This is a genomic window from Bradyrhizobium sp. NC92 (assembly GCF_025200865.1).
Lineage (GTDB): Bacteria > Pseudomonadota > Alphaproteobacteria > Rhizobiales > Xanthobacteraceae > Bradyrhizobium.
Genome location: NZ_CP104171.1, coordinates 2,447,003 through 2,470,358, shown reverse-complemented (window position 1 = coordinate 2,470,358; position 23,356 = coordinate 2,447,003). Strand labels below are relative to the sequence as shown.

General features: G+C 65.3%; 20 protein-coding genes. 9 read left to right on the top strand and 11 right to left on the bottom strand.

Translation table 11 applies throughout. The annotated features are described in order from the left end of the window. Positions 1-45: 45 nt before the first annotated feature. A complete protein-coding gene (locus N2602_RS11575; RefSeq protein WP_260382710.1) occupies positions 46-3,519 on the top strand; it encodes an indolepyruvate ferredoxin oxidoreductase family protein in 3,474 nt (1,157 codons plus the stop codon). Between the two features lie 178 nt (positions 3,520-3,697). Here the strand turns inward: N2602_RS11575 and N2602_RS11570 are convergent, their stop codons facing one another. From N2602_RS11570 to N2602_RS11560, 3 genes are all read right to left on the bottom strand, one after another. Next, entirely contained in the window at positions 3,698-4,717 is a 1,020-nt protein-coding gene (locus N2602_RS11570; protein WP_260382709.1) for a S1C family serine protease, read from the bottom strand. 91 nt (positions 4,718-4,808) lie between these two features. After that, entirely contained in the window at positions 4,809-5,255 is a 447-nt protein-coding gene (locus N2602_RS11565) for a gluconate 2-dehydrogenase subunit 3 family protein (RefSeq protein ID WP_260382708.1), read from the bottom strand. Positions 5,256-5,450: 195 nt separating this feature from the next. Next, positions 5,451-7,049 carry a GMC family oxidoreductase gene (locus N2602_RS11560; RefSeq protein ID WP_260382707.1) on the bottom strand — a complete coding sequence of 533 codons (1,599 nt, stop codon included), beginning with the start codon at positions 7,047-7,049 and terminating at the stop codon, positions 5,451-5,453. Between the two features lie 202 nt (positions 7,050-7,251). On the opposite strand from N2602_RS11560, the gene N2602_RS11555 reads away from it, so the two are divergent. After that, a complete protein-coding gene (locus tag N2602_RS11555) occupies positions 7,252-8,040 on the top strand; it encodes a thermonuclease family protein (RefSeq protein WP_260382706.1) in 789 nt (262 codons plus the stop codon). Positions 8,041-8,269: 229 nt separating this feature from the next. Here N2602_RS11555 and cyoD read toward each other — a convergent pair whose 3' ends face one another. From cyoD to N2602_RS11535, 4 genes are read right to left on the bottom strand one after another with little or no spacing between them, the layout of a single operon-like run. Then, positions 8,270-8,656: a cytochrome o ubiquinol oxidase subunit IV gene (cyoD, locus tag N2602_RS11550; protein WP_172783873.1), complete on the bottom strand. Its 387-nt coding sequence runs from the start codon at positions 8,654-8,656 to the stop codon at positions 8,270-8,272. Continuing rightward, on the bottom strand, positions 8,653-9,294 hold the full coding sequence (locus N2602_RS11545) for a cytochrome (ubi)quinol oxidase subunit III (RefSeq protein ID WP_212254723.1): 642 nt from the start codon (positions 9,292-9,294) through the stop codon (positions 8,653-8,655). The genes cyoD and N2602_RS11545 overlap by 4 nt, the downstream gene beginning before the upstream one ends. Beyond that, positions 9,294-11,294 (bottom strand): cytochrome o ubiquinol oxidase subunit I, encoded by a 2,001-nt coding sequence (gene cyoB / locus N2602_RS11540; RefSeq protein ID WP_260382705.1) that lies wholly within the window; start codon positions 11,292-11,294, stop codon positions 9,294-9,296. The genes N2602_RS11545 and cyoB overlap by 1 nt, the downstream gene beginning before the upstream one ends. Further along, positions 11,284-12,117 carry a cytochrome ubiquinol oxidase subunit II gene (locus N2602_RS11535; protein WP_260382704.1) on the bottom strand — a complete coding sequence of 278 codons (834 nt, stop codon included), beginning with the start codon at positions 12,115-12,117 and terminating at the stop codon, positions 11,284-11,286. The genes cyoB and N2602_RS11535 overlap by 11 nt, the downstream gene beginning before the upstream one ends. 242 nt (positions 12,118-12,359) lie before the next feature. Between N2602_RS11535 and N2602_RS11530 the strand changes: the two genes are divergently transcribed. Next, positions 12,360-13,160, top strand: coding sequence for an SDR family NAD(P)-dependent oxidoreductase (locus N2602_RS11530; RefSeq protein WP_260382703.1), 801 nt, complete (start codon positions 12,360-12,362; stop codon positions 13,158-13,160). A gap of 51 nt (positions 13,161-13,211) precedes the next feature. Here the strand turns inward: N2602_RS11530 and N2602_RS11525 are convergent, their stop codons facing one another. Then, complete coding sequence (locus N2602_RS11525) at positions 13,212-14,516, bottom strand: PQQ-dependent sugar dehydrogenase (protein ID WP_409241917.1); 1,305 nt, start codon at positions 14,514-14,516, stop codon at positions 13,212-13,214. Between the two features lie 259 nt (positions 14,517-14,775). Here N2602_RS11525 and N2602_RS11520 point away from each other — a divergent pair, with 259 nt between their 5' ends. The 3 genes from N2602_RS11520 to N2602_RS11510 all read left to right on the top strand — a co-directional run bounded on the left by N2602_RS11520 (position 14,776) and on the right by N2602_RS11510 (position 17,323). Beyond that, positions 14,776-15,966 (top strand): urate hydroxylase PuuD, encoded by a 1,191-nt coding sequence (locus tag N2602_RS11520; RefSeq protein WP_260382701.1) that lies wholly within the window; start codon positions 14,776-14,778, stop codon positions 15,964-15,966. 146 nt (positions 15,967-16,112) lie between these two features. Then, positions 16,113-16,970 carry a VOC family protein gene (locus N2602_RS11515; protein WP_260382700.1) on the top strand — a complete coding sequence of 286 codons (858 nt, stop codon included), beginning with the start codon at positions 16,113-16,115 and terminating at the stop codon, positions 16,968-16,970. Between the two features lie 77 nt (positions 16,971-17,047). After that, positions 17,048-17,323: a hypothetical protein gene (locus N2602_RS11510; protein ID WP_260382699.1), complete on the top strand. Its 276-nt coding sequence runs from the start codon at positions 17,048-17,050 to the stop codon at positions 17,321-17,323. Here N2602_RS11510 and N2602_RS11505 read toward each other — a convergent pair. Beyond that, positions 17,320-18,357 carry a L,D-transpeptidase family protein gene (locus N2602_RS11505; protein ID WP_260382698.1) on the bottom strand — a complete coding sequence of 346 codons (1,038 nt, stop codon included), beginning with the start codon at positions 18,355-18,357 and terminating at the stop codon, positions 17,320-17,322. The genes N2602_RS11510 and N2602_RS11505 overlap by 4 nt on opposite strands. A gap of 177 nt (positions 18,358-18,534) precedes the next feature. On the opposite strand from N2602_RS11505, the gene N2602_RS11500 reads away from it, so the two are divergent. Beyond that, positions 18,535-19,497, top strand: a complete 963-nt coding sequence (locus N2602_RS11500; RefSeq protein WP_212254716.1) for a lytic transglycosylase domain-containing protein — start codon at positions 18,535-18,537, stop codon at positions 19,495-19,497. Between the two features lie 42 nt (positions 19,498-19,539). Here N2602_RS11500 and N2602_RS11495 read toward each other — a convergent pair whose 3' ends face one another. Beyond that, positions 19,540-20,595 carry a DUF1236 domain-containing protein gene (locus tag N2602_RS11495; RefSeq protein WP_260382697.1) on the bottom strand — a complete coding sequence of 352 codons (1,056 nt, stop codon included), beginning with the start codon at positions 20,593-20,595 and terminating at the stop codon, positions 19,540-19,542. 108 nt (positions 20,596-20,703) lie between these two features. Here N2602_RS11495 and N2602_RS11490 point away from each other — a divergent pair, with 108 nt between their 5' ends. Next, a complete protein-coding gene (locus N2602_RS11490) occupies positions 20,704-21,162 on the top strand; it encodes an NUDIX domain-containing protein (protein ID WP_260382696.1) in 459 nt (152 codons plus the stop codon). 9 nt (positions 21,163-21,171) lie between these two features. On the opposite strand, the gene N2602_RS11485 is transcribed toward N2602_RS11490, so the two are convergent. Continuing rightward, positions 21,172-22,155, bottom strand: a complete 984-nt coding sequence (locus N2602_RS11485) for a tripartite tricarboxylate transporter substrate binding protein (protein WP_260382695.1) — start codon at positions 22,153-22,155, stop codon at positions 21,172-21,174. 426 nt (positions 22,156-22,581) lie between these two features. Here N2602_RS11485 and N2602_RS11480 point away from each other — a divergent pair, with 426 nt between their 5' ends. Beyond that, positions 22,582-23,187 carry a hypothetical protein gene (locus N2602_RS11480; protein ID WP_260382694.1) on the top strand — a complete coding sequence of 202 codons (606 nt, stop codon included), beginning with the start codon at positions 22,582-22,584 and terminating at the stop codon, positions 23,185-23,187. The last annotated feature ends 169 nt before the right edge of the window (positions 23,188-23,356 follow it).

Sequence of the window (23,356 nt, the reverse complement as noted above, 5' to 3'; positions counted from 1 at the left end):
CGCAGCGCAAACCCCACGCCGAGCCAAGAGACGAGGACTTCCGAAATGACGCTGTTGCAGGTCGAGCTGGACGACAAATACCGGCTCGCATCGAAGCGGATCTTCCTGTCCGGCACGCAGGCCCTGGTCCGCCTGCCCATGTTGCAGCGCGAACGCGACCGGCTTCAGGGCCTCAACACCGGCGGCTTCATCTCGGGCTATCGCGGTTCCCCGCTCGGCATGTACGACCACGCGCTGTGGCGCGCGAAGTCGCACCTTCAGCACGACATCGCCTTCGTGCCCGGCCTCAACGAGGATCTCGCCGCCACCGCCGTCTGGGGCAGCCAGCAGGTCGGCCTGTTTCCCGGCGCCAAGGTCGATGGCGTGTTCGGCATCTGGTACGGCAAGGGCCCGGGCGTGGACCGCTCGGTGGATGCGCTCAAGCATGCCAATGCCGCCGGCACCTCGCGCAATGGCGGCGTGCTCGCGCTCGCCGGCGACGACCATGGCTGCCAGTCCTCGACGCTGGCGCATCAGAGCGAGCAGGTGTTCGCGGCGGCGCTGATCCCCGTCATCAACCCGGCAACGCTCCAGGACTATCTCGACCTCGGCCTCTACGGCTTTGCGCTGTCGCGCTTCTCCGGCTGCTGGGTCGGCTTCAAGGCGATCAGCGAGACCGTCGAGAGCTCGGCCTCGATCGACAGCGACCCGGAACGCATCAGGATCGCGCTTCCCGACGATTTCGAGATGCCGCCCGGCGGCCTCAACATCCGCTGGCCCGATCCGCCGCTGGAGGCGGAGAAGCGACTGTTCGGGCCGAAGATGGCGGCGGTGCAGGCCTTCGCCCGCGCCAACCAGCTCGACCGCATCGTGCTCGATTCCAAGCCCGCACGGCTCGGCATCGTCGCGACCGGCAAGGCCTATCTCGATCTGCGCCAGGCGCTCGCCGATCTGGGCATCACCGACAAGGACGCGCAGGACCTGGGCTTGCGCATCTACAAGGTCGCACTGACCTGGCCCCTGGAGGAAAGCGGCGCGAAGCGCTTCGCCGAGGGCCTGCAGGACGTGCTGGTGGTCGAGGAGAAGCGCGGCTTCATCGAAGACCAGCTGATGCGCATCCTCTACAACGTCGATGCGTCGAAGCGCCCGACCGTGACGGGCAAGCGCGACGAGCGCGGCGCACCGCTGTTGCCGAGCGAGGGCGAGCTGACGCCGACCATCGTCGCTGGCGCGCTGGTGGCGCGCTTGCGCAAGCTCGGCCATCACAGCCCGGTGCTGGAGCAGCGCCTGGCCCGGCTCGAGGCCTTCGACAATCCGGTCACGACGAGCACGCCGATCAAGCTCGCGCGCACGCCGTTCTTCTGCTCGGGCTGCCCGCACAACACCTCGACGCGCGTGCCCGAGGGCAGCCGCGCCATGGCCGGCATCGGCTGCCACGGCATGGCCCTGAGCATGCCGACCCGCCGCACGGATCTGATCTCGCATATGGGCGCCGAGGGCGTGAACTGGATCGGCCAGTCGCCCTTCACAACCGAGAATCACATCTTCCAGAATCTCGGCGACGGCACCTATACGCATTCCGGCTTGCTGGCGCTGCGCGCCGCCTCCGCGGCCGGCATCAACATCACCTACAAGATCCTCTACAACGACGCCGTCGCCATGACCGGCGGCCAGCCGGCCGAAGGCGCCTTCAACGTCGCGCAGATCGCCCATCAGGTCTGGGCCGAAGGCGTCAAGCGGCTCGCGATCGTCTCGGACGATCCGAGCAAGTATCCGCAAGGCAATTACTTCCCGCAAGGCGCGACCATCCACCACCGCCGCGAGCTCGACGCCGTGCAGCGCGAGCTGCGCGATATCAAGGGCCTCACGGTCATCATCTACGACCAGACCTGCGCCGCCGAGAAGCGCCGCCGCCGCAAGCGCGGGCTCTATCCCGATCCCGCCAAGCGTGCCTTCATCAACGAGCTGGTTTGCGAAGGCTGCGGCGATTGCTCGCAGGCCTCCAACTGCGTCTCGGTGCAGCCGCTGGAAACTGAATTCGGCCGCAAGCGCCAGATCGACCAGTCGAACTGCAACAAGGACTTTTCCTGCGTCGAGGGCTTTTGCCCGAGCTTCGTCACCGTCCATGGCGGTTCGTTGAAGCGGATGAAGACGTCGGCTGTGGATTCAGGCCAGCTGTTCGCCGATCTGCCGCTGCCGCCGGCGCGTGAGCTGGACGGCCCCTACAACATCCTGGTCACCGGCATCGGCGGCACCGGCGTCATCACCATCGGTGCCCTCCTCGGCATGGCCGCCCATGTCGACGGCCGCGGCTGCTCGGCGCTCGACTTCACCGGCCTGTCGCAAAAGAACGGGGCGGTGATGAGCCATGTGCGCATCGCACGGAGGCCGGAAGACATTTCCGCGGTCCGCATCACCACGGGCGGCGCCCACGTCATCCTCGGCTGCGACATGATCGTCTCGGCCGGCACGACGGCGCTGAGCCGGGCCGAGCGCGGCGAGACCAAGGCCTACATCAACGCCGATCTGCAGCCGACCGCGAGCTTCGTGCAAAACCCCGATCTCGACTTCGAGATGGGCGCGATGCAGACCGTGCTGCGCGACGCCATCGGCGACAACAACCTCGACATTATCGACGCAACAGGCATTGCCGCGGCGCTGATGGGCGATTCCATCGCGACCAATCCCTTCATGCTCGGCTTCGCGTTCCAGAAGGGCGCGATCCCGCTGTCGCTGGAGGCCCTGCTCCGCGCCATCGAGATCAACGGCGCCGCGATCGAGATGAACAAGCTCGCCTTCACCTGGGGCCGCCTCGCCGCCCATGACATGTCGCGCGTGCGCAGCGTGCTCCAGTTCAAGGCTCGCGCGTCCGCGCCGACCAAATCGCTCGACGACATCATCGCGACGCGCGCGGAATTCCTGACCTCCTATCAGGACAAGGCCTATGCCGACCGCTACCTTGCAGCCCTCGCCAAGGTGCGCAAGGCGGAGAGCGCGGTTTCGCCCGCGTCAACCGAGCTCACCGAAGCGGTTGCCAAGAACCTGTTCAAGCTGATGTCCTACAAGGACGAATACGAGGTCGCCCGGCTCTACACCGACGGCAGCTTCGCCAAGAAAGTGTCGGAGAAATTCGACGGCGATTTCACGCTGAAGTATCATTTGGCACCGCCGATCTTCGCCAAGCGCGACAAGGCGACCGGACATCTGCAAAAGCAGGAGTTCGGCGGCTGGATGATCCACGCCTTCCGCGTGCTGGCAAAACTCAAATTCCTGCGCGGCGGCGCGTTCGACCCGTTCGGCCGCACCGAGGAGAGACGGACGGAGCGGAAGCTGATCGAGGACTATTTTGCCATGATAGATCGTTGGATCGCCGGGCTGAGGGCGGAGCAGATCCCGCTGCTGGCGCGGCTCGCGCGCGTGCCGGAGACCATCCGCGGCTTCGGGCATGTCAAGGAAGCCAACATCAAGCTGGCGGCCGCCGAGACGGCGCGGCTGGAAGCAGAGCTCGAGAACAGCCGCTTTGCGGCGGCGGCGGAGTAGCGGTTAAAGGCGCACAGCTCTCGCCACCGTCATTGCGAGGAGCCCTCGCGACGAAGCAATCCAGAGTCTTTCCGCGGAGACAGTCTGGATTGCTTCGCTTCGCTCGCAATGACGAGATCGTGGACACGTGCTCGCCACACATTCTGCATCATCGCTGGACCGGGCGATTCAGTACAGTTCAGCGCGCCGGCTTGCGCTCTACGGGATCGATATCGATCGTCCGCAGGCGGCCGAGCCGCAGCACGTCCATGGCGAGCCGGCGACCGATCCGGTCGCGGTCGAGCACGCGGATCAGGTCGTCGACCCCGTTGATCTCGACGCCGTCGAGCCTGATCACGACGTCGCCGGGCAACAGGCCTGCCTTGGCTGCCGGGCCGTCCGGCTCGATCTGCATCAGAAGCGCGCCCATCTTGTTCTCGACGCCGGCCAGCACCGCGTGCCGCCGCGGGACCGGTGCGGTCTGCCCGGCGACACCGATGTAGGCGCGACGGACATAGCCGTGGCGGATGATCTCCGACAGCACGAATTGCGCGGTGTTGCTGGCAACCGCAAAGCAGATGCCCTGCGCGCCGTTGATGATCGCCGTGTTGATGCCGATCACCTCGGCATGCGACGACACCAGCGGCCCGCCGGAATTGCCGGGATTGAGCGCGGCATCGGTCTGGATCACGTCCTCGATGGTGCGCCCGCTCATTGAGCGGATCGAGCGCCCGAGTGCCGAGACCACGCCGGCCGTCACGGTGGATTCAAAGCCGAGCGGATTGCCGATTGCGATCACGAGCTGGCCACGCCGCAGGCTCTTGGAATTGCCGAGCGCGGCATAGGGCAAGTGCCGCACACCGTTGGCGCGCAGCAGCGCCAGATCCGTGTCGGCATCGACGCCGAGCACCTGGGCGTCACCGACATGGCCCTCGACGTCGCGCAGCCGGATCTCCTTCGAGGTGCCGACCACATGGCTGTTGGTGAGCACGAGTCCGTCCGGCGAGATCACGATGCCCGAGCCGAGCCCGCCGCGCTCGCGTCTATCAGGCACTTTCGGCCCGGTCTCGACCCGCACGACCGCAGGGCCGACCCGGTCGGTGACGTCGATCACGGCATTGGAATAGGCGTCCAGCAGCGCCCGGTCATCGACCGGGGCGGCCGCCGTCTTTCGCGATGACGGTACGTCATCGGCGATATCTGAGGTGAAATCCAACATGGCAATGGTCCTTGAGGCTCACACAAATGGTGGCCTGTTCCCGCCGGCGCAAGTGGCCCGCCTGGAGCGCAGGGCCGGACTGCCCAGATGGCTAGGGCGCCCGCCTCAGCGCGCCGCCCCTCGCCTTGACCGGATCGAGCAGCGACCAGTCGCCGTCCGGAAGCACATGGCCCTTGGGGAATGGCGCGCGCAGCTCGATCCCAAGCGAGCCCAGCACGCGGTCGTCGCGGTAGTAGCATTGCAGCACGACACGGACGAGGGTTGCGGCGGCAACGCCGTTATTGCGAAACTCCTGCGCCACCGCATCGCGCCTGGCGGCATCAAGCTCGGCGAGCGGCGCTCCGGCGAGCCGCGCCAGATGATCCAGTGCCGCCGCCACCAACTTGGTGTCGCGGCCGAGCGTTGCCAGCATGTCGGCCTGGATCGCGGGATCGTCGGCGCCCGGCACCTTGTACTCCTCGCTGGCAGGAATGATCATCGCGGCGATGGCGCGGAGATCGTCGCGTTGCCGCGGCGTGAGGGTGGGTTGATCAGACATGGCGTGCTCTTTCAAAGCTCGTGCGGCGATGACAGTGCGCTCCCTCCCCCGCTTGCGGGGGAGGGTTGGGGAGAGGGTGTCTCCGCGGAGGGATTCCCCGAGAGGAGGCAGCCGTCACCCGGCGCTCCGCGCCGACCTCTCCCGCAAGCGGGAGAGGTGCACCGAGGTCGCCGCTTGCTTGGATCCGCATCATGGTCAATCAAACAAATTGGCGAGGCGCTGCTTCATCTGGTCGGCGATGTAGAGCGCGAGGGCCTGGATGGTGGAGGTCGGGTTCACGCCGCCGGAGGTGACGAAGATGCTGCCGTCGACGATGAAGAGGTTCTTCACGTCGTGCGAGCGGCCCCATTCGTTGACGACGGAGCGCTCGGGGTCGGTGCCCATCCGCGCCGTGCCGAGCAGGTGCCAACCGCCCCAGGGGATCGGCGAGTTGACGCAGATGTCGGTCGCGCCGGCCGTCTCGAGAAACTCCCGGCCGCGCGCCAGCGCGTGCTCCATCATCTTCCGGCTGTTCTCGCTGATCGTGTAGTCGATCTTCGGCGCGGGTATGCCGTGGCTGTCCTTCAGCACCGGATCGAGCGTGACGCGATTGTGCTCCTCGGGCAGATCCTCGCAGATTGCGGAGAAACCAAGCCGGTGGCCGTTGAGCTTGCGGAAGACGCGGTGATGATCCTCGCCCCAGGGCAAAATGCCCTTCTGCTCGCTGACGACGGCCTCGAACACCGGCCCGGCTCCGCGCACGAACTGGACGCCGTAGCCGCGCACGAAGCCGCGCGACAGGTCGGTGTCATACCATTGCTTGCTCCACAGGCAGGTCGGCGGCGCGCGGTTAGAGTCGGTCGGCTCCTTCACATAGCCATAGATCTGCGCATAGGGATGGAACATCAGGTTCTTGCCGACGAGGCCGGAAGAATTGGCAAGCCCGTTCGGAAAGCGGCTGGACGCCGAGTTCAGCAGCAGCCGCGGCGTGCCGACGCCGTTGCAGGCGATGATGACGACATGCGCAGGCTGAAACTGCTCGACGCCGTCCTTGTCATAATAGACCACGCCCGAGGCCATGCCGTTCTCGTCGGTGGTGATCTCGCGCACCCGGCAATGGGTGCGCAGCTCGACACCGGCGCGAATGGCGTGCGGCCAATAGGTGATGTCGGTCGAGGATTTTGCGCCTTGGGCGCAGGCCGGCGTGCAATGGCCGAGATTGATGCAGCGCGCCCGCCCCTCATAGTCCATCGTCGCGACCGTGGTGTCCGACGGCCACCAATGCCAGCCGAGCTTGTTCATGGCCTTGGCGATGATGGCCCCGGACAAGCCCATCGGCTGCTGCGGCATGGGCGGATTCGTCAGCGGCGAAAGCGGATCGCCTGATAGCCCCGACGTGCCCATCATGCGGTCGTTCTCCTCGAAGAACGGGGTCAGCGCGTCGTAGTCGATCGGCCAGTCGTCGGCGACGCCGTCCAGCGTCTTCACCTTGAAATCGGAGGGATGCAGCCGCGGCCAGTGCGCGGTGTACATCACGGTCGAGCCGCCGACGGCGTTGTAGTTCACGACCTTGATCGGAGAGTTGTCGTCGTTGATCGGATAGTCCTCGGGCCGGCCACGGACATTCGGGCTCGACGACCATTCGCCGTAGAACTTGGCCTCCCAGTCGCGGCCCGTGCTGGGATATTCCGCCGGGTTCATCCAGCCGCCCTGCTCCAGGCAGAGGATGTGCATCTTGGTCTCGGCCAGCGACCACGCCACCGCCGCGCCCGAAGCGCCGGCGCCGATGATCAGGACGTCCACGGGGTCTTTCATCGCAACCTTGTCCTCCCCCCTCGCCGCTTACCGGGCGATTCGGCCTTTCGCGTGTCGCGAGGGCCGGTAAACGATAGGGGCAGAGCGACGGCGGAGTAAAGCTGCGGGGCGGGAATGTCGCACTTCGCGCGGCGCAGACCATTGGTCTCGCCACATCCGGATGCTAGGAACGGGGCGCACGAGCCATCGATAGCGAGACCGTATGTCCTTCCAGAAATTCTTTGCCGCCGCCCGCGCTTTTGCGCTCGTTTCGTTTCTCGCCTTGTCCGGATTTCTGGCCTCGTCCGGACCGGTTTCCGCGCTGACCGGCGCCGCGACGGTCCGGGACGGCAACTCCATCCAGGTCGGAGACGTCACCTACCGGCTCGACGGCGTCGACGCGCCGGAGCTGGACCAGGTCTGCATCGACGATCACGTCGATACCTGGACCTGCGGCATCGAGGCCCGCGATCAGCTGGCCAAGCTGGTCAACAAGCGGACGGTGCGCTGCGACGATGTCGGACCCGAGAAGAGTTTTGGCAAGCGCCACCGCGCCATCTGCACGGCCGAGGGCGACAAGGCCAGCTTGAACGAGCAGCTGATCAAGCTCGGCTTTGCCCTCGCCCGCGAGCCGATCAAGGCCAACGTGAAGCCGGCGGCCAACGAGGCCAAGACGGCGGCGGCCGGGATCTGGAAGGGCTGCTTTGTTGCGCCGCAAGATTTCCGCAGCGGCAAGAAGGACGGCGCACTGCTGGGCGCCGCCTGCCGACCCGACCGCGACAAGGAGATCCGCGCCGTGCTGTTTCCGGAGGAGCTGACCATGCCACCCAGCTGCAGCATCAAGGGCAAGCTCGCGGTGCGCGCCCGCGTCACCGGCAATATCGGCATCTATCATCTGCGCGGCTGCCCGAGCTATCCGGCGACCACCAAGCCGGACCGCTGGTTCTGCTCCGAGGACGACGCCCAGGCCGCCGGCTTTCGGAAGGCCTACAATTGCCGTCGGCCGAAGTGAACATTTCCTTCACGCACGCGTGAGTGGTAGTCCAAGACCGTATTGATCCGGAATTGAACTTCATCGGGAGTTGCGGCACTTATCAAAGTGCGCACGCGCTTTGCGCGAGCGTTTCCTTGGCAGACGATCCTCATCGGATTGTCTTTGCTCGGGCGTTTCCTCCCTAGACTTGGGCCGCTTGTCACCACAAGCGGCTCTTCTTTTTTGTGCGGCATTCGTGCGGGGTCTGTCACTGCGTCCGCATGATCTGGTCCATCGGCGGCATATTGGCGTTGAGATGCGCCATGATCCAGACCGTCCCGCCCACCACCAGGAACACCACCAGCAGCCCGAAGGCGAGCGCCAGCACGTTGTTGGTGTTGTCGGGGCCGGTGGTGATGTGCAGGAAGAATACGAGGTGCACGCCCATCTGCGCGATCGCAAGCACGATCAGCGCGACGGGGATCGAAGGCTGCCAGACCAGGTCGGTGCCGGCGATGAAGAACGACGTCGCCGTGAGCAACAGCGCCAGAACAAGACCGACGACATAACCCAGGATCCGCTCACCGACGCTATGCTGCTCTTCCTCGCCCGGTGCGAGGTCGCGCCCGGCCGGAATATGCGTCTGATCGCTCATGGGGCACCCCCAAGCAGGTAGACGACGGAGAACACCCCGACCCAGATGATGTCGAGTGCGTGCCAGAACAGCGCAAAGCACATCATCCGCCGCAGCACGTCGGCGCGAAAGCCTTTCGCGAAGACCTGGGCCATCATGGTGAGCAGCCAGAGCACGCCGGCGGAGACGTGCAGGCCGTGGCATCCGACCAGCGAGAAGAACGCGGTCAGGAACGCACTGCGTGACGGCCCGTAGCCACGGCCGACAAGGTCGGCGAATTCGCGGAACTCGATCACCAGGAAGATGAGGCCGAGCACGCAGGTCACGCTCATGCCGAGATAGAACCAGAACCGGTTGCGCACGTCGGCGGCGATGCTGGCCATGCCGCAGGTGAAGCTCGACAGCAGCAGGCAGACCGTCTCGATCGCGACGTTCCTCTGCTCGAAGATCTCCGCGCCCTTGGGGCCGCCGGCGGTCTGGCCTGATAGCACCGCATAGGCCGCAAAGAAGCAGGAGAACATCACGATGTCGGAGAGCAGGAAGACCCAAAAGCCGTAGGCGGTCACGATCCGCTTCGGCGCGGGCCCGGGATGCTCGATGACCACGCCGATGTGATGGGGATCGGCATGGGCGTGGCCGACGGTCGCGCTCATCGCCATCAGACCGCTCCCGCCATGCTGACGAGGCTGCGCCGTTCCTCGATATTGACGCGGTCGATCGCGGCGACCTCCGCGGCCGGAATGACGTACTCGTCATGGTCGCGCCAGGCGAACACGACGAAGGTCGCGAACGCGCCGATCCCCCCCAGGATCACCATCCACCAGATGTGCCAGATCAGGGCGAAGCCCATGATGGTGGCGAAGAACGCGCAGACGAAGCCGGTAGGAGAATTGCGCGGCATCTCGATGTCCTGATATTCGGGCTCTTCATGCTCGAACGATTGCTGCCGGGCATGCGCCTTCATCTCCCAGTAGGCATCCTCGCCACGCACATCTGGATTGAATGCGAAGTTGAACACCGGCGGCGGCGACGAGGTCGCCCATTCCAGCGAGCGACCGTCCCAGGGATCGCCGGTGCGGTCGCGCAGCGCCTCGCGATTGCGGATGCTGAGCACGAGCTGCACGATCTGGCAGATCACACCCATCGTCAGCACGGCCATGCCGAGTGCAGCGATGATCATCCAGGGCCGCCAGGCCGCGACGTCATAGTGCTGCATGCGCCGGGTCATGCCGAGCATGCCGACGATATAGAGCGGCATGAAGGTGACGTAGAAGCCCGTGAAGGTGAACCAGAACGCCGCCTTGCCCCAGCGCTCGTCGAGGCGGAAACCGAACGCCTTCGGAAACCAGTATTCGAAGCCGGCGAAGGCGCCGAACAGCACGCCGCCGATGATGACGTTGTGGAAATGCGCGACCAGGAACATGCTGTTGTGGAGCATGAAGTCCGCCGGCGGCACCGCGACCAGGACGCCCGTCAATCCGCCGATGATGAAGGTGACCATGAAGCCGACCGACCACAACATCGGTGTCGCAAAGCGGATGCGGCCGCCATACATCGTGAACAGCCAGTTATAGATCTTCACGCCGGTCGGCACCGCGATGATCATGCTGGCGATGCCGAAGATGGCGTTGACGTTCGGCCCTGCCCCCATCGTGAAGAAATGGTGCAGCCAGACCATGAAGGAGATGACGCAGATCGCCATGGTCGCAAGCACCATGGAGCGGTAGCCGAACAGCGCCTTGCCGGAGAAGGTCGAGACCACCTCGGAGAAGATGCCGAAGGCCGGCAGCACCAAAATATAGACCTCGGGATGGCCCCAGGCCCAGATCAGGTTCATGAACATCATGACGTTGCCGCCGGCCTCGTTGGTGAAGAAGTGGAAGCCGAGATAGCGGTCGAGCAGCAGCATCGCGAGCGTCGCGGTGAGGATCGGGAACGCCGCGACGATGAGGAGGTTCGAGGCCAGCGTGGTCCAGCAGAACATCGGCATGCGCAGGTAGTTCATGCCCCTGGTACGCAGCTTCAGCACGGTGGTGACGAGATTGATGCCGGCCACCAGCGTGCCGACGCCGGAGATCTGCAGCGACCAGGCGTAATAATCGACGCCGACGCCGGGCGAGTAGGACAATTCCGACAGCGGCGGAAAGGCGAGCCAGCCGGTGCGCGCGAACTCGCCGACCACGAGCGAGATATTGACCAATAGCGCGCCGGTCGCCGTCAGCCAGAAGCCGACCGAATTGAGCGTCGGGAAGGCGACGTCGCGCACGCCGAGCTGGAGCGGCACGACGAGGTTCATCAGCCCGATCACGAACGGCATCGCCACGAAGAAGATCATGATGGTGCCGTGCGCTGAGAAGATCTGGTTGTAGTGCTCCGGCGGCAGATAGCCCTGCGACTGATAGGCCACCGCTTGCTGGATCCGCATCATGATGGCGTCGCTGCCGCCGCGCAGCAGCATCACCGATGCCAGCAGGATGTACATGACGCCGATGCGCTTGTGATCGACGCTGGTGATCCATTCGTGCCAGAGATAGGGCAGATGTCCCTTCACGACGACCCAAGCCAGCACGCCGAGGATGGCGACCAGCACCACCGCGCCGGCGACGAGCGGAATCGGCTGGTCGAACGGGATGGCCGACCAATCGAGCTTACCGAGCATCATGGCCTCCACTGTGCGACCGGCCTGCTTCGGACGCGAGCTCCGGCCCGGGCCCGGGCGGAATGTGCTGGGTCGCGATCAGATCGAACAGGCGCGGGTCTTCGAGGCGGTAGGTCGGCCGGCCCCGCTCGACACCCTGCTGCATCAGCTTCTTGTAGCTGTCCTCGTTCAGCACCGCATCCGTCTTCGCCGTATTCGCCACCCAGTCCGGAAAGGCGAGCGGCGAGATCACGTGGACGTCGAACATCATGTCCGGGAAGCCGTCGCCGGAGAAATGTGCCGACAGGCCCTGAAGCTTGCCTTCGTTGTCGGCGCGCAGGTTCAGCTTCGTCACCATGCCGTTCATGGTATAGATCATGCTGCCGAGCTGCGGAATGAAGAACGTGTTCATCACGCTCGACGATGTCAGCTGGAAGTTCAGCTCGGCGCCGGTCGGCACCGTCAGCGTGTTGACGGTGGCGATGCGCTGGTCCGGATAGATGAAGAGCCATTTCCAATCGAGCGAGACGGCCTGGATCCGCACCGGGCTGCCGGTGCCGGGCACGGGCACTGCGGGATCGAGCTGGTGCGAGCCGATCCAGGCGACGCCGCCGAGCAGGATCACCGTGAGCGCCGGGATTGCCCACACCACCATCTCGACGCGGCCGGAATAGACGAACTCCGGCTGATAGCGCGCCCTCGGATTCGAGGCGCGAAACCAGAACGCAAAAGCCAGGATCGCGAAAATGGTCGGCACCACGATCACGAGCATGATGAAGACGGAATCGACCAGGATGGTGCTGTTGGCGGCAGCCACGGGCCCTTGTGGGTCGAGCAGATTCATCGGCAAGCCACTGGTGGTTGGGAAGCTCCGGGGCTGAGCCTAGCGCGGGAACGGCTCCGCAACAAACGCTGCGAGGTCGGAACGGTTCCGGGACTGCAACGGCCAGCCATGCGCGACAGGCCGGCGGCCACATGCAATTCCGTGTGATGTCAATGACATGAGCGCAGAAGCGCGCTCTTCTCTCCCATCAGGGCGATTGCTAGTCTGCACGAAAATAATGACGAGGACGGGAGTGAACCGAGATGCGCTTAAAGGACAAGGTCGCGATCGTCGTCGGGGCCGGGCAAAGCCCCGGCGAAGGCATGGGCAACGGCCGGGCGACTGCGCTCACCTTCGCGCGCGAGGGCGCCAAGGTTTTGTGCGTCGACCACAATCTGGAATCGGCGCAGGAAACAGTGGCGATGATCGCCGCGCAAGGCGGCACGGCCGCGGCCTTCAACGCGGACGTGACCAAAGCTGCGGACATCAAGGCGATGGTTGCGGATGCGCAATCGCGCTGGGGGCGTATCGACGTGCTGCACAACAATGTCGGCGTCAGCCTCGCCGGCGGCGATGCCGAGCTGCTGCAATTGACCGAGGAGGCGTTCGATCGCGTCGTTGCCATCAATCTGAAGAGCTGCATCCTGGCGGCGAAAGAGGTGATCCCGATCATGCGCGCGCAGAGAAGCGGCGCCATCATCAACATCTCGTCGATGGCGGCAATCACGACCTATCCTTACGTCGCCTACAAGGCGACGAAGTCGGCGATGATCGCCTTCACCGAACAGCTCGCCTACCAGAACGCCGAATACGGCATCCGCGCCAACGTCATCCTGCCCGGCCTGATGAACACGCCGATGGCCGTCGACACCCGCGCCCGCGAATGGCAGAAGACCCGCGCCGAAGTCGAAGCCGAACGCGACAGCAAGGTGCCGCTGCGCAGGAAGATGGGCACGGGCTGGGACGTCGCCAACGCCGCGCTGTTCCTGGCGAGCGATGAGGCGAATTTCATTACGGGTGTCACGCTGCCGGTGGATGGGGGTGCCAGCGTGAGGCGGGGGTAGGTCGTTCTTCTCCCTCTCCTCGCACGCGGGGAGAGGCAAAGAGTAAGGCGCTCAGCGCGAATATATCACCCGCCAGATCGTGCCGTTGCCGTCCTCGGAGATCAGCAATGATCCGTCCTTCGCCACAGCCACTCCCACCGGCCTACCCCACACCTCGCTGTCGTTCACGACGAACCCCGTGACGAAATCCTCGTACTCGCCGGTCGGCTTGCCGTCCTTCATGCGGATGCGGATCACCTTGTAGCCGGTGCGTTTCGACCTGTTCCAGGAGCCGTGCTCGGCAGCGAAGGCGTCGCCCTGGTATTCGGGCGGAAACTGCGTGCTTTGGTAGAACGTCATGCCGAGCGAGGCCGAGTGCGGCTGGATCAGCACATCAGGCACCGTCACCTTGTCTTTGAGATCCGGCCGCGCGCCGGCATGGCGCGGGTCTTCATTGCCACCGATATAGAACCACGGCCAGCCGTAGAACGCGCCCTCCTTCACGCTGGTGACGTAATCGGGCACGAGATCGTCGCCGAGGCCGTCGCGCTCGTTGGTCGAGCACCAGGGCAGCCCGGTCTGCGGCTGGATCGCGAGGCCCACGCAGTTGCGGATACCGGTGGCATAGATCTTTCGCTCCTTGCCGTCGGGATTGAAGGCCAGCACCGCGGCACGTTCGAGCTCGCTGGCCCATGTGGCGCCGAGCGGCTGCGTCTTCGACCACGCGTCCATCCCGCCCGGCGGTGTGCCCATGCCCTCGGCGACATTGCTGAGAGAGCCCACCGACACCAGCATACGCTTGTTGTCGGGCGTGAAGACGATATCGCGCGTGGAATGCCCGCCGTCATGCGGCAGGCTCGCAACAATCGTCTCCGCCTTGCCGCGCGCCTTGAGATCGCCGGCCTGGTAGGCAAAGCGGACGACGCTGTCGGTGTTGGCGATGTAGACCCATTGCGGATTGTCGCCAGTGGGAAAGAACGCGATGCCGAATGGCTGCCGCAGGCCGCTGGCGAACACCTCGTTGGTCGCGGCCTTGCCACCCTCACCCGCGCGCAGCACGCGGATGGTCCCGGCTCGTGTTTCCGCGACGAACACATCGCCATTCGGTGCCACGCGGATGATACGCGGCGCGCGCAGGCCTTCGGCGAACAGCTCGATCTTGAAGCCGGCCGGAACCTGGAGCTCGGCTTCCGGCGGACGCGGCACCACGCGCGACGAGCTCGCAACCGATCGCGTGGCGCCAGGCCTGACCAGATCCTGCGGCCGGATCAGCCTGACCGTGCCGGGCTTGTCAGCGCGCCAATCACCATAGGCGTCCTTGCCTTGCAACACTGGCTCGGCCTGCGCGCCGGCCGCAACCAGCAGCGCTGCGAGCATCGCCACGAACGTTATCCTGTCGCTCACGTCGTCCTCCGCCTTGCCCGTGTCGTGCGTCAACGCCGATCAACCGAAAAAGGTCTGCGGCGAGTTTGGCGCCTGCCGAATCCCACGTCAGTTCATGCCCGCACGATGTGCATCAGCCGCAGCCCATCATACTGGAAAACGCGGTTGAACGGTGCGACACATTGTGGGGGCGGCGAGCGCCGGTTACGGTCATGGAGGCTGCGGCATCCAGGTCGCGTCGGATGGGGAGATCATGTGGGGATCCATCATATCGGAATGGGCGAGCCTGCTGCTGCGCTGGCTGCACGTGGTGGCCGCGATCGCCTGGATCGGCAGTTCCTTCTATTTCATCGCCCTCGACCTCAGCCTGAAGCCGAAGACGGACCTGCCTGACGGCGTGCAGGGCGAGGCCTGGCAGGTCCATGGCGGCGGGTTCTACCGGATCATGAAATACCTGGTCGCGCCCAGCCAGATGCCGAACGAGCTGACCTGGTTCAAATGGGAAGCCTACACCACCTGGCTGTCCGGCTTCGCGCTGATGGTGGTGGTCTATTATCTCGAGGCCGACCTGTTCCTGGTCGACAAGTCGATCCTCGATCTCACGCCATTCCAGGCCGGGCTGTTCAGCTTCTGCAGCCTCGCGCTGGCATGGCTGCTCTATGAGGCCGCCTGCCGCACCGGGCTCGCGCAGCGCGAGCTGCCTTTCGCCATCGGCGGCTATCTGTTCCTGGTCGCGCTCACCTACGCCTTCACCCATGTGCTGAGCGGCCGCGGCGCCTTCAACCAGATCGGCGCGATCATCGGCACCATCATGGTGGCCAATGTCTTCACGCTGATCATCCCGAACCAGAAGAAGATCGTGGCCAGCCTGATCGCCGGACAGGCGCCCGACCCGAAGCTCGGCAAGGCCAGCAAGGAGCGCTCGGTCCACAACAATTACCTGACGCTCCCCGTTGTCGTGCTGATGATCAGCAACCACTATCCCCTGCTCTACGCCACGCGCTTCAACTGGATCATCGTCGCGATCATCCTGGCGCTCGGGCCGGTGATCCGCCACTTCTTCAACGAGCGCCATGCCGGCCGCCAATCGCCGTGGTGGGTGTGGGGCGTAGCCGCTGCCGGCGTGATTGCGATCCTCCTCCTTTCCGCCGCCGGCCCGCGCGAGGTGAAGACGGGCGCATTGTCGGCGCCGGTCACGGTCGCCAATGTCGAGGAGATCGTGATGTCCCGCTGCAGCATGTGCCATGCAGCCGAACCGGTCTGGGCCGGCATCGTCACCGCGCCGAAGGGCATTTTGCTCGACACGCCCGAGCACATCCATCGCAACATCCGCCTGATCGGGCGGGTCGCGGCCTGGTCGAATGCGATGCCGCCTGGCAACATCACGGAAATGACCGGCGAGGAGCGCGCCGTCCTCGCGGCCTATATCGAGCAGGCGCGCTGAGGCGCGTCCAACGAGGATGCCTTGCGCGGAATGAAATTCCGCTTCTCCCCGCCGAATTGAAAATGACTTGGCCGTTCATCCGGCGTAGACATGGCCGGCAGCCGCCGGCACGGCGCAAAGTCAGCTTGCAATCGGGGATGAGAACAGTGGCCCTCAAGAACGTCATCGGTATCGACCACGCCGTCGTCATGGTGAAGGACCTCGACAAGGCCGCCGAGAATTATCGGCAACTGGGCTTCACCGTGTCCCCGCGCGGCACCCACAGCGTTCACATGGGCACAGGCAACTACACCATCATGTTCGACCCCGACTATATGGAGCTGCTCGGCGTGCTCGCCCCGACCGAGCTCAATGTTCCCGCGCGCGCCTTCCTGGACAAGCGCGGCGAAGGGATCGAGCGCATCGCTTTCACCGCAGTCGATAGCGCCGCCGGCGCCGAGGAGATCCGCGCACGGGGACTGGAGCCGATCGGCCCGACCGATTTCGAACGCCCTGTCACGCTGCCTGATGGTACGATCTCGGCGGCGAAATTCCGCACCTTCATGTGGCCGACGTCGGAAGCGCCGGGCGGCGTGCGCATCTTCGCCTGCCAGCACAAGACCCGCGAGACCGTGTGGATTCCCGAGCTGATGACCCACGCCAATGCGGCCAAGCGGATCAAGCAGACGCTGATCGCAACGCCGGAGCCCGCCAAGGAGGCCGCGCATCTCGCCCGCCTGATCGACCGCGAAGCCAAGACCGACGCGGACGGCGCGGTCAGCGTGCCCTCCGGCGGCGATCGCGCTGACTTCGTCTATCTGACACTGGACCAGCTTGCCAAGCGCTATCCTGGCGTGCCCCTGACCGGCCTCTCCGAGCGCGGCGGCGCCGCGCTGGTGCTGGTCAGCGGCGATCTCGCGGCGACCGAGAAGGCGCTGGGGTCGGCCGCCGTGCGGAGCGGAGCTGCGATCTGCGTGCCGCCGGCCAAGGCCAACGGCACCCTGCTCGCCTTCGTTGCCGGCTGATTTGAACCAATTCTTTAACGGGTGTTTACCCGGCGGCTGTAGGCTTCCCGGCCATCCAAGCCACCGGGGCCAAACGCATGTTCAAAGAGGGGTCGCCGATCGCCTATGACGCGCCGGCCGAACTGAAGAAATGGCCGTCGCTGAAAGGGGAGAGGCAGAGGGATCGCGGTCCGCCCTATCTCGTCTACAACGGCACGCTCGCGGAATGCGTCCGCGAGCTCATGGGCAAGCCGATCAAGGGCATCTCGCTCTACGACATCATGACGACGCCGCAGGCCGCCTTCGACCAGACCGTGCTGTCGCCCGGCGACGCGGCGGAGATCGCGATGCGCAAGGATTTTCCCAAGGACTAATTCGCGGCACGCTTCGCAGCTGGCGTGCCCTGCCGCCTCGATGAGGATTCCGTCGGCGCATCGAGGAAGACGACTTGTATGCCGCGCTTCACGTTCTCGCCGAGCACACGCGCGTCCCAATTGGTCAGGCGGACGCAGCCGTGCGACGCCGACTTGCTGACCTTGTCCGGCTCCGCCGTTCCGTGGATGCCGTAGCCCTGCGCCGACAGGCCGATCCAGTATGCTCCCACGGGATTGTTGGGCCCCGGCTGGATGTCGAACGGCCTGTTGGACTTGACGCTCTTGAACTTGTACTCGGGATTGTAATGGTAGGTCGGCTGCGCGTTGGTGCCGGTGACCTTCAGCGTTCCGGTCGGCGTCGGGCGATCCGGACTGCCGACTGACGCCGGATAGAACGCCAGCAGAGCGCCGCTGGCATCGAACGCTTTCAAGGTCCCGTGCGTCTTGTCGACTTCGAGCCGGGCGATGCGCGGCAGCTCGCGCCGTGCCGGAACGTTGGCAACGACGATCGTCGCTCCTGCCTTGTCGAACGCCTTGCCCGGATTGAGCGCCCTGAGCAGATCCGCACTCATGTGAAATTTCTCGGCAAGTCCTTCGAGAGGGCTGGTGTAGCTCAGCGCCTTCAGCGATTTCATGTCGTCGAGCTTACTAGGCAATTTCTCCAGGAACGGCCCTTTCACATCGGCGTCCGTGATCTTGTAGTCGACGAGAATGGGGCCCTCGCTCGCTGCGGTCAGCTTTTCCCAGAGCTCCGGCGCGACTCCCTTGTCGGATGCGATGCCGTTCTGCTCCGCGAACGCCTTGAGCGCCTTCTGCGCGTTCTCGCCGAACTTGCCGTCAATCTCGCCGGGCGAGAATTGCGCGCGATCGAGCAGCACCTGAAGTTTCACCACGGCTGCATTCAGCTTGTCGGTGGCCGGCGGCTTCGCAGGACGCGCAGCTTCGTTCACCGCAGCCGGATCGAGATTGCCTGCGAGCGCCGGGCCGACGAGCCACAGCGAAATCACCGCGCCAAGCATCCATCGCATCGTCATCGCACATCCCACTCGCAAGCGGCCCGCAAAAGAGCGGAAGGTTTCTCTTCGGGAACACCGTACTAACACCGAAGGAACCGAGGAGACCGCAGCTTTGCCGCAATCGGACGGTTAAGAACTTCCTATCGCCGGCGCAGCGCTGGCCGTTCATCCCACAGTTCGAGGTTGTCCCCGCAAATGCGATTTGTCGTCGCGGCTTGCGCCGCGTTTCTGCTTCTGATGTGCGACCTCGATCCGTCGGCGTCCCGGCAAGCATCACGTTTCGACACTACTGTTCTCCAGAACAATCATGCCTCGTCACTTGTTCCGGTGGTCGAACTCTTCGTCGCCAGCGTGCAGGCGATCGAGCTTGCCAACGCGCACGCGGCCTATGAGCAGGTGATCGAGCCACCACGCGCGGTCGAGCCGGCGGTGCAGGCCGAGCCCTCGCCAACCGAACGATTTTGTCACGCGCTGCGCGCGGCCGCCGAATCCAGCGGCATTCCGGTGCCGTTCTTCGCACGCCTGATCTGGCAGGAGAGCCGCTTCAAGTCCAACGAGGTCAGCCACGCCGGCGCGCAGGGCGTCGCTCAGTTCATGCCGGGGACGGCGGCCGAGGTCGGGCTCGACGATCCCTTCGATCCGATGAAGGCGCTGCCGGCGTCGGCGAAATTCCTGCGCAAGCTGCGCGACGATTTCGGCAATCTCGGCCTTGCTGCCGCCGCCTACAATGCCGGTCCCGGCCGCATCCAGAAATGGCTTGCCAGGGAGAGCGAGCTGCCGCGCGAAACGCGCGACTATGTCCGGATCATCACCGGCACCAAAGCCGAAGACTGGATCGAACGCTCGGAGGCGCTCGCGATCAGGATCGACCTGCCGCGCGAAGCGCCGTGCGAAGGCATCGGCAGCCTTTCGAAGGCCAAGGACGTCGCCTGGGTTCCGGTGAACCTGACGCCTTCGGTTGCGGGCATCATTCGCAAGGCCGAGCAACTCGCGGCGCGCCTGACGACGAACCGCGCGCGCAAGCAATTCGCAACCCTGCTGCGGAAGAATGCCGCGGGTCCCGGCAGGGCACGCAGCATGATTGCGGCACGCGCGGCCGGAAAGAGCGCGAAGGCGCGGGCCGTTCGCATCGCATCGCGCGAACGGACGTCAGGCTAGCGATCGGAGCCGCTCGCTTGCGCGGCTCCGATCTCCATTGAGCTAATCGATCTCCTCGATCACCCGACGTTCGCGCGGCTCGATGACGTAGGTCCGGCTGTCGCGATGGATATAGCGATATTCGCGCAAGCCCGGCGCATCGCGGTAGACCGTGGTCGGGAATTCCTCGACCTCGACGGTCTCCGGGACCCGATCACCGATGCGCATCTCCGTGCGTGCGGTGCTGCCGGTGGTCCGCGCCTCGCTGCGTCCTTCGGTGCGGGTCTTCGCATGCTTGCGGATCACCTCGCGATCGCGATCCGAGAACTTGCTGGCGCTGCGCTCGCGCGTGGTCGTCGTCGTTGTCGCCGTGGACTGGCCCGAGTACGGCAGCACCGTCACGATCTTGTAGGTCGCCGGATCGACCACGACGATCTGATCTTTCACCAGCGCAAAGCTGTAGCCGCGATATTGCGGCACGATCTCGACGACGTCGGGCGGCAGTGTCGAGAGGTGCACGTCGCGCGGAACCACCGTGCCGACATTCAGCGAGAAATTGACGCTGGTCAGCGGCCGCACGTTGAGGTGCGAGATTGACGCGCTGATCCTGGTCTCCTGCTGCTTGCTGATATTGACGTCGGTCTGGGCGGCCGCCTGATTGCTCGTCGGCGCAGTCGGTGCCTGCTGGGCCTGGTTGGTTCCAGATGCGGCAGGTGCCTGCTGGGCCTGATTGCTGGCCGGCGGCGGATTGGACCGGTCCTGCGCCTGATTGGTGTTCGCCGGAGGCGGGTTGGCGCTCTGCTGCGTTGCAGGCTGGCTGCCGGCTGCATTGGAATTTGCCGCACCGCTCTGTGACTGCGCGGTCGAGGTGCCGGAGCCGGAGGATTGTGGGTTGGCCTGCGTGGTCTGGGCTGGCGTTCCCGACGTCGTTGATTGCTGCGGTTGCGATGTGGTCTGCTGCTTGTCGGCCGCGCTCGAAGGCGAGGTCGCGGATGGCGCGGTGGTATTCGACTGGGACTGCGGCGTCTGCTGAGACGGCGGATTCGTGCTGGGCGATTGCGCAAACGCGGCGCTCGCCAGCACCACCCCCAAGGCGGTGGTTGCCAACAGGCGGAACATGGTTCACTCCCTTTCATCAAATGAAACTGGGCTACTAACCTGCGTTAGAACGGGCGGTTCCAGTTTTTCCCGAGGGAACGCCGCGCCTCTTTGCCTGTGGAACCTGCAATGCCAGCGAAGAGTGCCGGGATCATCGCCTATCGCAAACGTGGGAACATCGAGGTGCTCCTCGTCCATCCCGGCGGGCCGTTCTGGCGCAACAAGGATCTCGGCGCATGGTCGATCCCGAAGGGCGAGTACGCGGACGGAGACGACGCAGAGCTCGCCGCGCGACGGGAGTTCGCGGAAGAGCTGGGACTCGAGCTGTCCGTGCCGTTGACCCCGCTGGGCGAGGTCAGGCAGCGCGGGGGCAAGCGCGTCACCGCCTTCGCGGCCGAGCTCGATCTCGACGTGCGCAGCATTCGCAGCAACACGTTCGAGATGGAATGGCCGCCGCGCAGCGGCAAGCGGCAGGCCTTTCCGGAAGTCGACCGCGCCGAATGGTTCACGCTCGGCGCGGCGCAGGAGAAGATCAACGCAGGACAACGTCCGCTGCTCGACCGGCTTACGCTGCTGATCGGCGGATAGCGGGCCGCCTCACTCCGCCTTGATGTTTGCGGCCGCGACCACCTCGGCGAGCTCCTTGGTCTCCTTGGCGATCTTCGCGGCGTAGTCGGCCGGGCTGAGCACGCTGACGACGCCTTGCGAGCCGAGCTTCTCCTCGGCCGCCGGATCCTTGGCGGCGGCGACGATCTCCCGGTGCAGCGTTTCCAGGATTGGCGCGGGCGTCGCCTTGGGCATGAAGAAGCCGACCCAGAACGAGATGTCGAAGCCGGGATAGCCGGCCTCTGCCACGGTCGGCACATCGGGCAGCGCCGGCAGCCGCTCGGCCGAGGACACCGCCAGCGCACGCAGCTTGCCGGCCTTGACCGGCGGCACGGCGGAGAGCGGATCGAACACCGCCAGCACCTCCTGCGCGAGAATGCCGACCTCGGCGGCCGAGCCGCCGCGATAGGGCACGTGGATCAGCTTGATGCCGGCCTTTTGGCTGAGCAGCTCCATGGCGAGATGGGCGAGATTGCCGTTACCGCCGGAGCCGTAGGCGAGCGCGCCGGGCGCGGCCTTCGCCGCAGCGACGAGATCGGCGACCGACTTGACGTTCGCCGTCTTGGGATTCTCGGGGTTGACGACGAGGACGAGCGGCGCCGACACCACCGTGGTGAGCGGCGCAAAGTCCACTTGCGGATCGTAGCGGATATCCTTGAACAGCGTCTTGTTCAGCGTGATCGTCGACGAGTTGCAGGCGAGCATGGTGTAGCCGTCCGCCTCCGCACGCGCGACGCCTTCGGCCGCAATCATGCCGTTGGCGCCGGCGCGGTTCTCGATCACGAAGGGCTGGCCGAGCTTGTTGCTGAGCCGATCGCCGATGATGCGCGCGACGACGTCGACCGGCCCGCCCGCGCTGAAGCCGACCATGATCTTGACCGGCCGCGACGGATATTTCTGCGCCGGGGCCTCTGTCGCCAGCGCCGAGGCGCAAAGTCCTGCGATGACTGCCAGCAGGCGGGCCGTTCGTTGCATTCGTTCTCTCCCAGACCTCTTGGCGCCGCTTGTGCATGCTTCTTGGTGCGACGCCTTGGAGTCATGAATAGCGGCCGTGCGGGATTTCGCAATCGCGTTTGGCTGCCGGCATTCCGTGGCACGGCACATGCGCGCCGCTTCCAAAACAAAAATGCGAAAACAACCCCATGCACAGTAGACCGCCCCTGTCAGAACAAGGACTTGCGGGCGGCGGACGAATTTTTCGGTTTCGCGAAATAAATTCTGAGGCGTCGGGCAAAACAGTGGCATACTGGCATCATCGCAACAGTCGCGAGCGTCGTGGCCCGCCAGGCCGAAGCCGTCCGACGCGGTTGCGCCTAAACCCTTCATCGACATTTCAAAATTCGCATTCGCGCGCAGCAGCGAACGACCGTTCGCGCCTGCGCCGCCAGAAGGACACAGCACATGACGACAGCTCTCTCACGTCCCATCACTTCGCCGCTCGCGGCATCCGATCGCAGCGCCCCCGCCGCGAACCCGCGCGTCAAACTCTACAAGCGGCGCATTGCGATCAGCCATCCCGACCCGCAAGCCGGCGAGCAGCTGCTGGTCGAGGCGCTCGGCGCCGCCGACCGTGACGCGATGCACGGCATACTGAGGCAATTGGTCAAAGCCAGCGCGGTCGGGCAGAAGCCCGACGAAGCCAACCTCGCCTTCATGATCTCGACGATCAGGAGCATCGCGCCGAAGGACTCCGTCGAGGCCATGCTGGTGTCGCAGATGGTGTCGGTGCACATGGCGGCGATGCGCTGTGCCTGCCGTCTCGCCTGCACCGACGATCTCGCGCAGCAGGAGAGCATCGCCCGCGCGTTGACCCGGCTCTCCCGCACCTTCGCCGCTCAGGTCGAAGCGCTGAATCGCCATCGCAACAGCGACGAGCGCGCAATCACGGTGCAGAACCTGTCGGTGCAGGACGGCGGACGGGCGATCGTGGGCAACGTCACGCAGCATGCGGGCGTGCTCGTTGCGGAGACAGGCCAAAGCGACGCAAGGCAGGGGCCGAGCCGATGACCGGCTCCCACGCCCGCAACACGGCACCGATGCAGTCGAGCCCTCGCTGCTGCGCGAGGACTCGCGACGGCGGCACGTGCCGTGCACCGGCCAGGCGGGGGAAGCAGCGATGTCGCATGCACGGTGGGGCAAGGCGATCAGGGGCGCCGAGAGGAAACCGGAACGCACA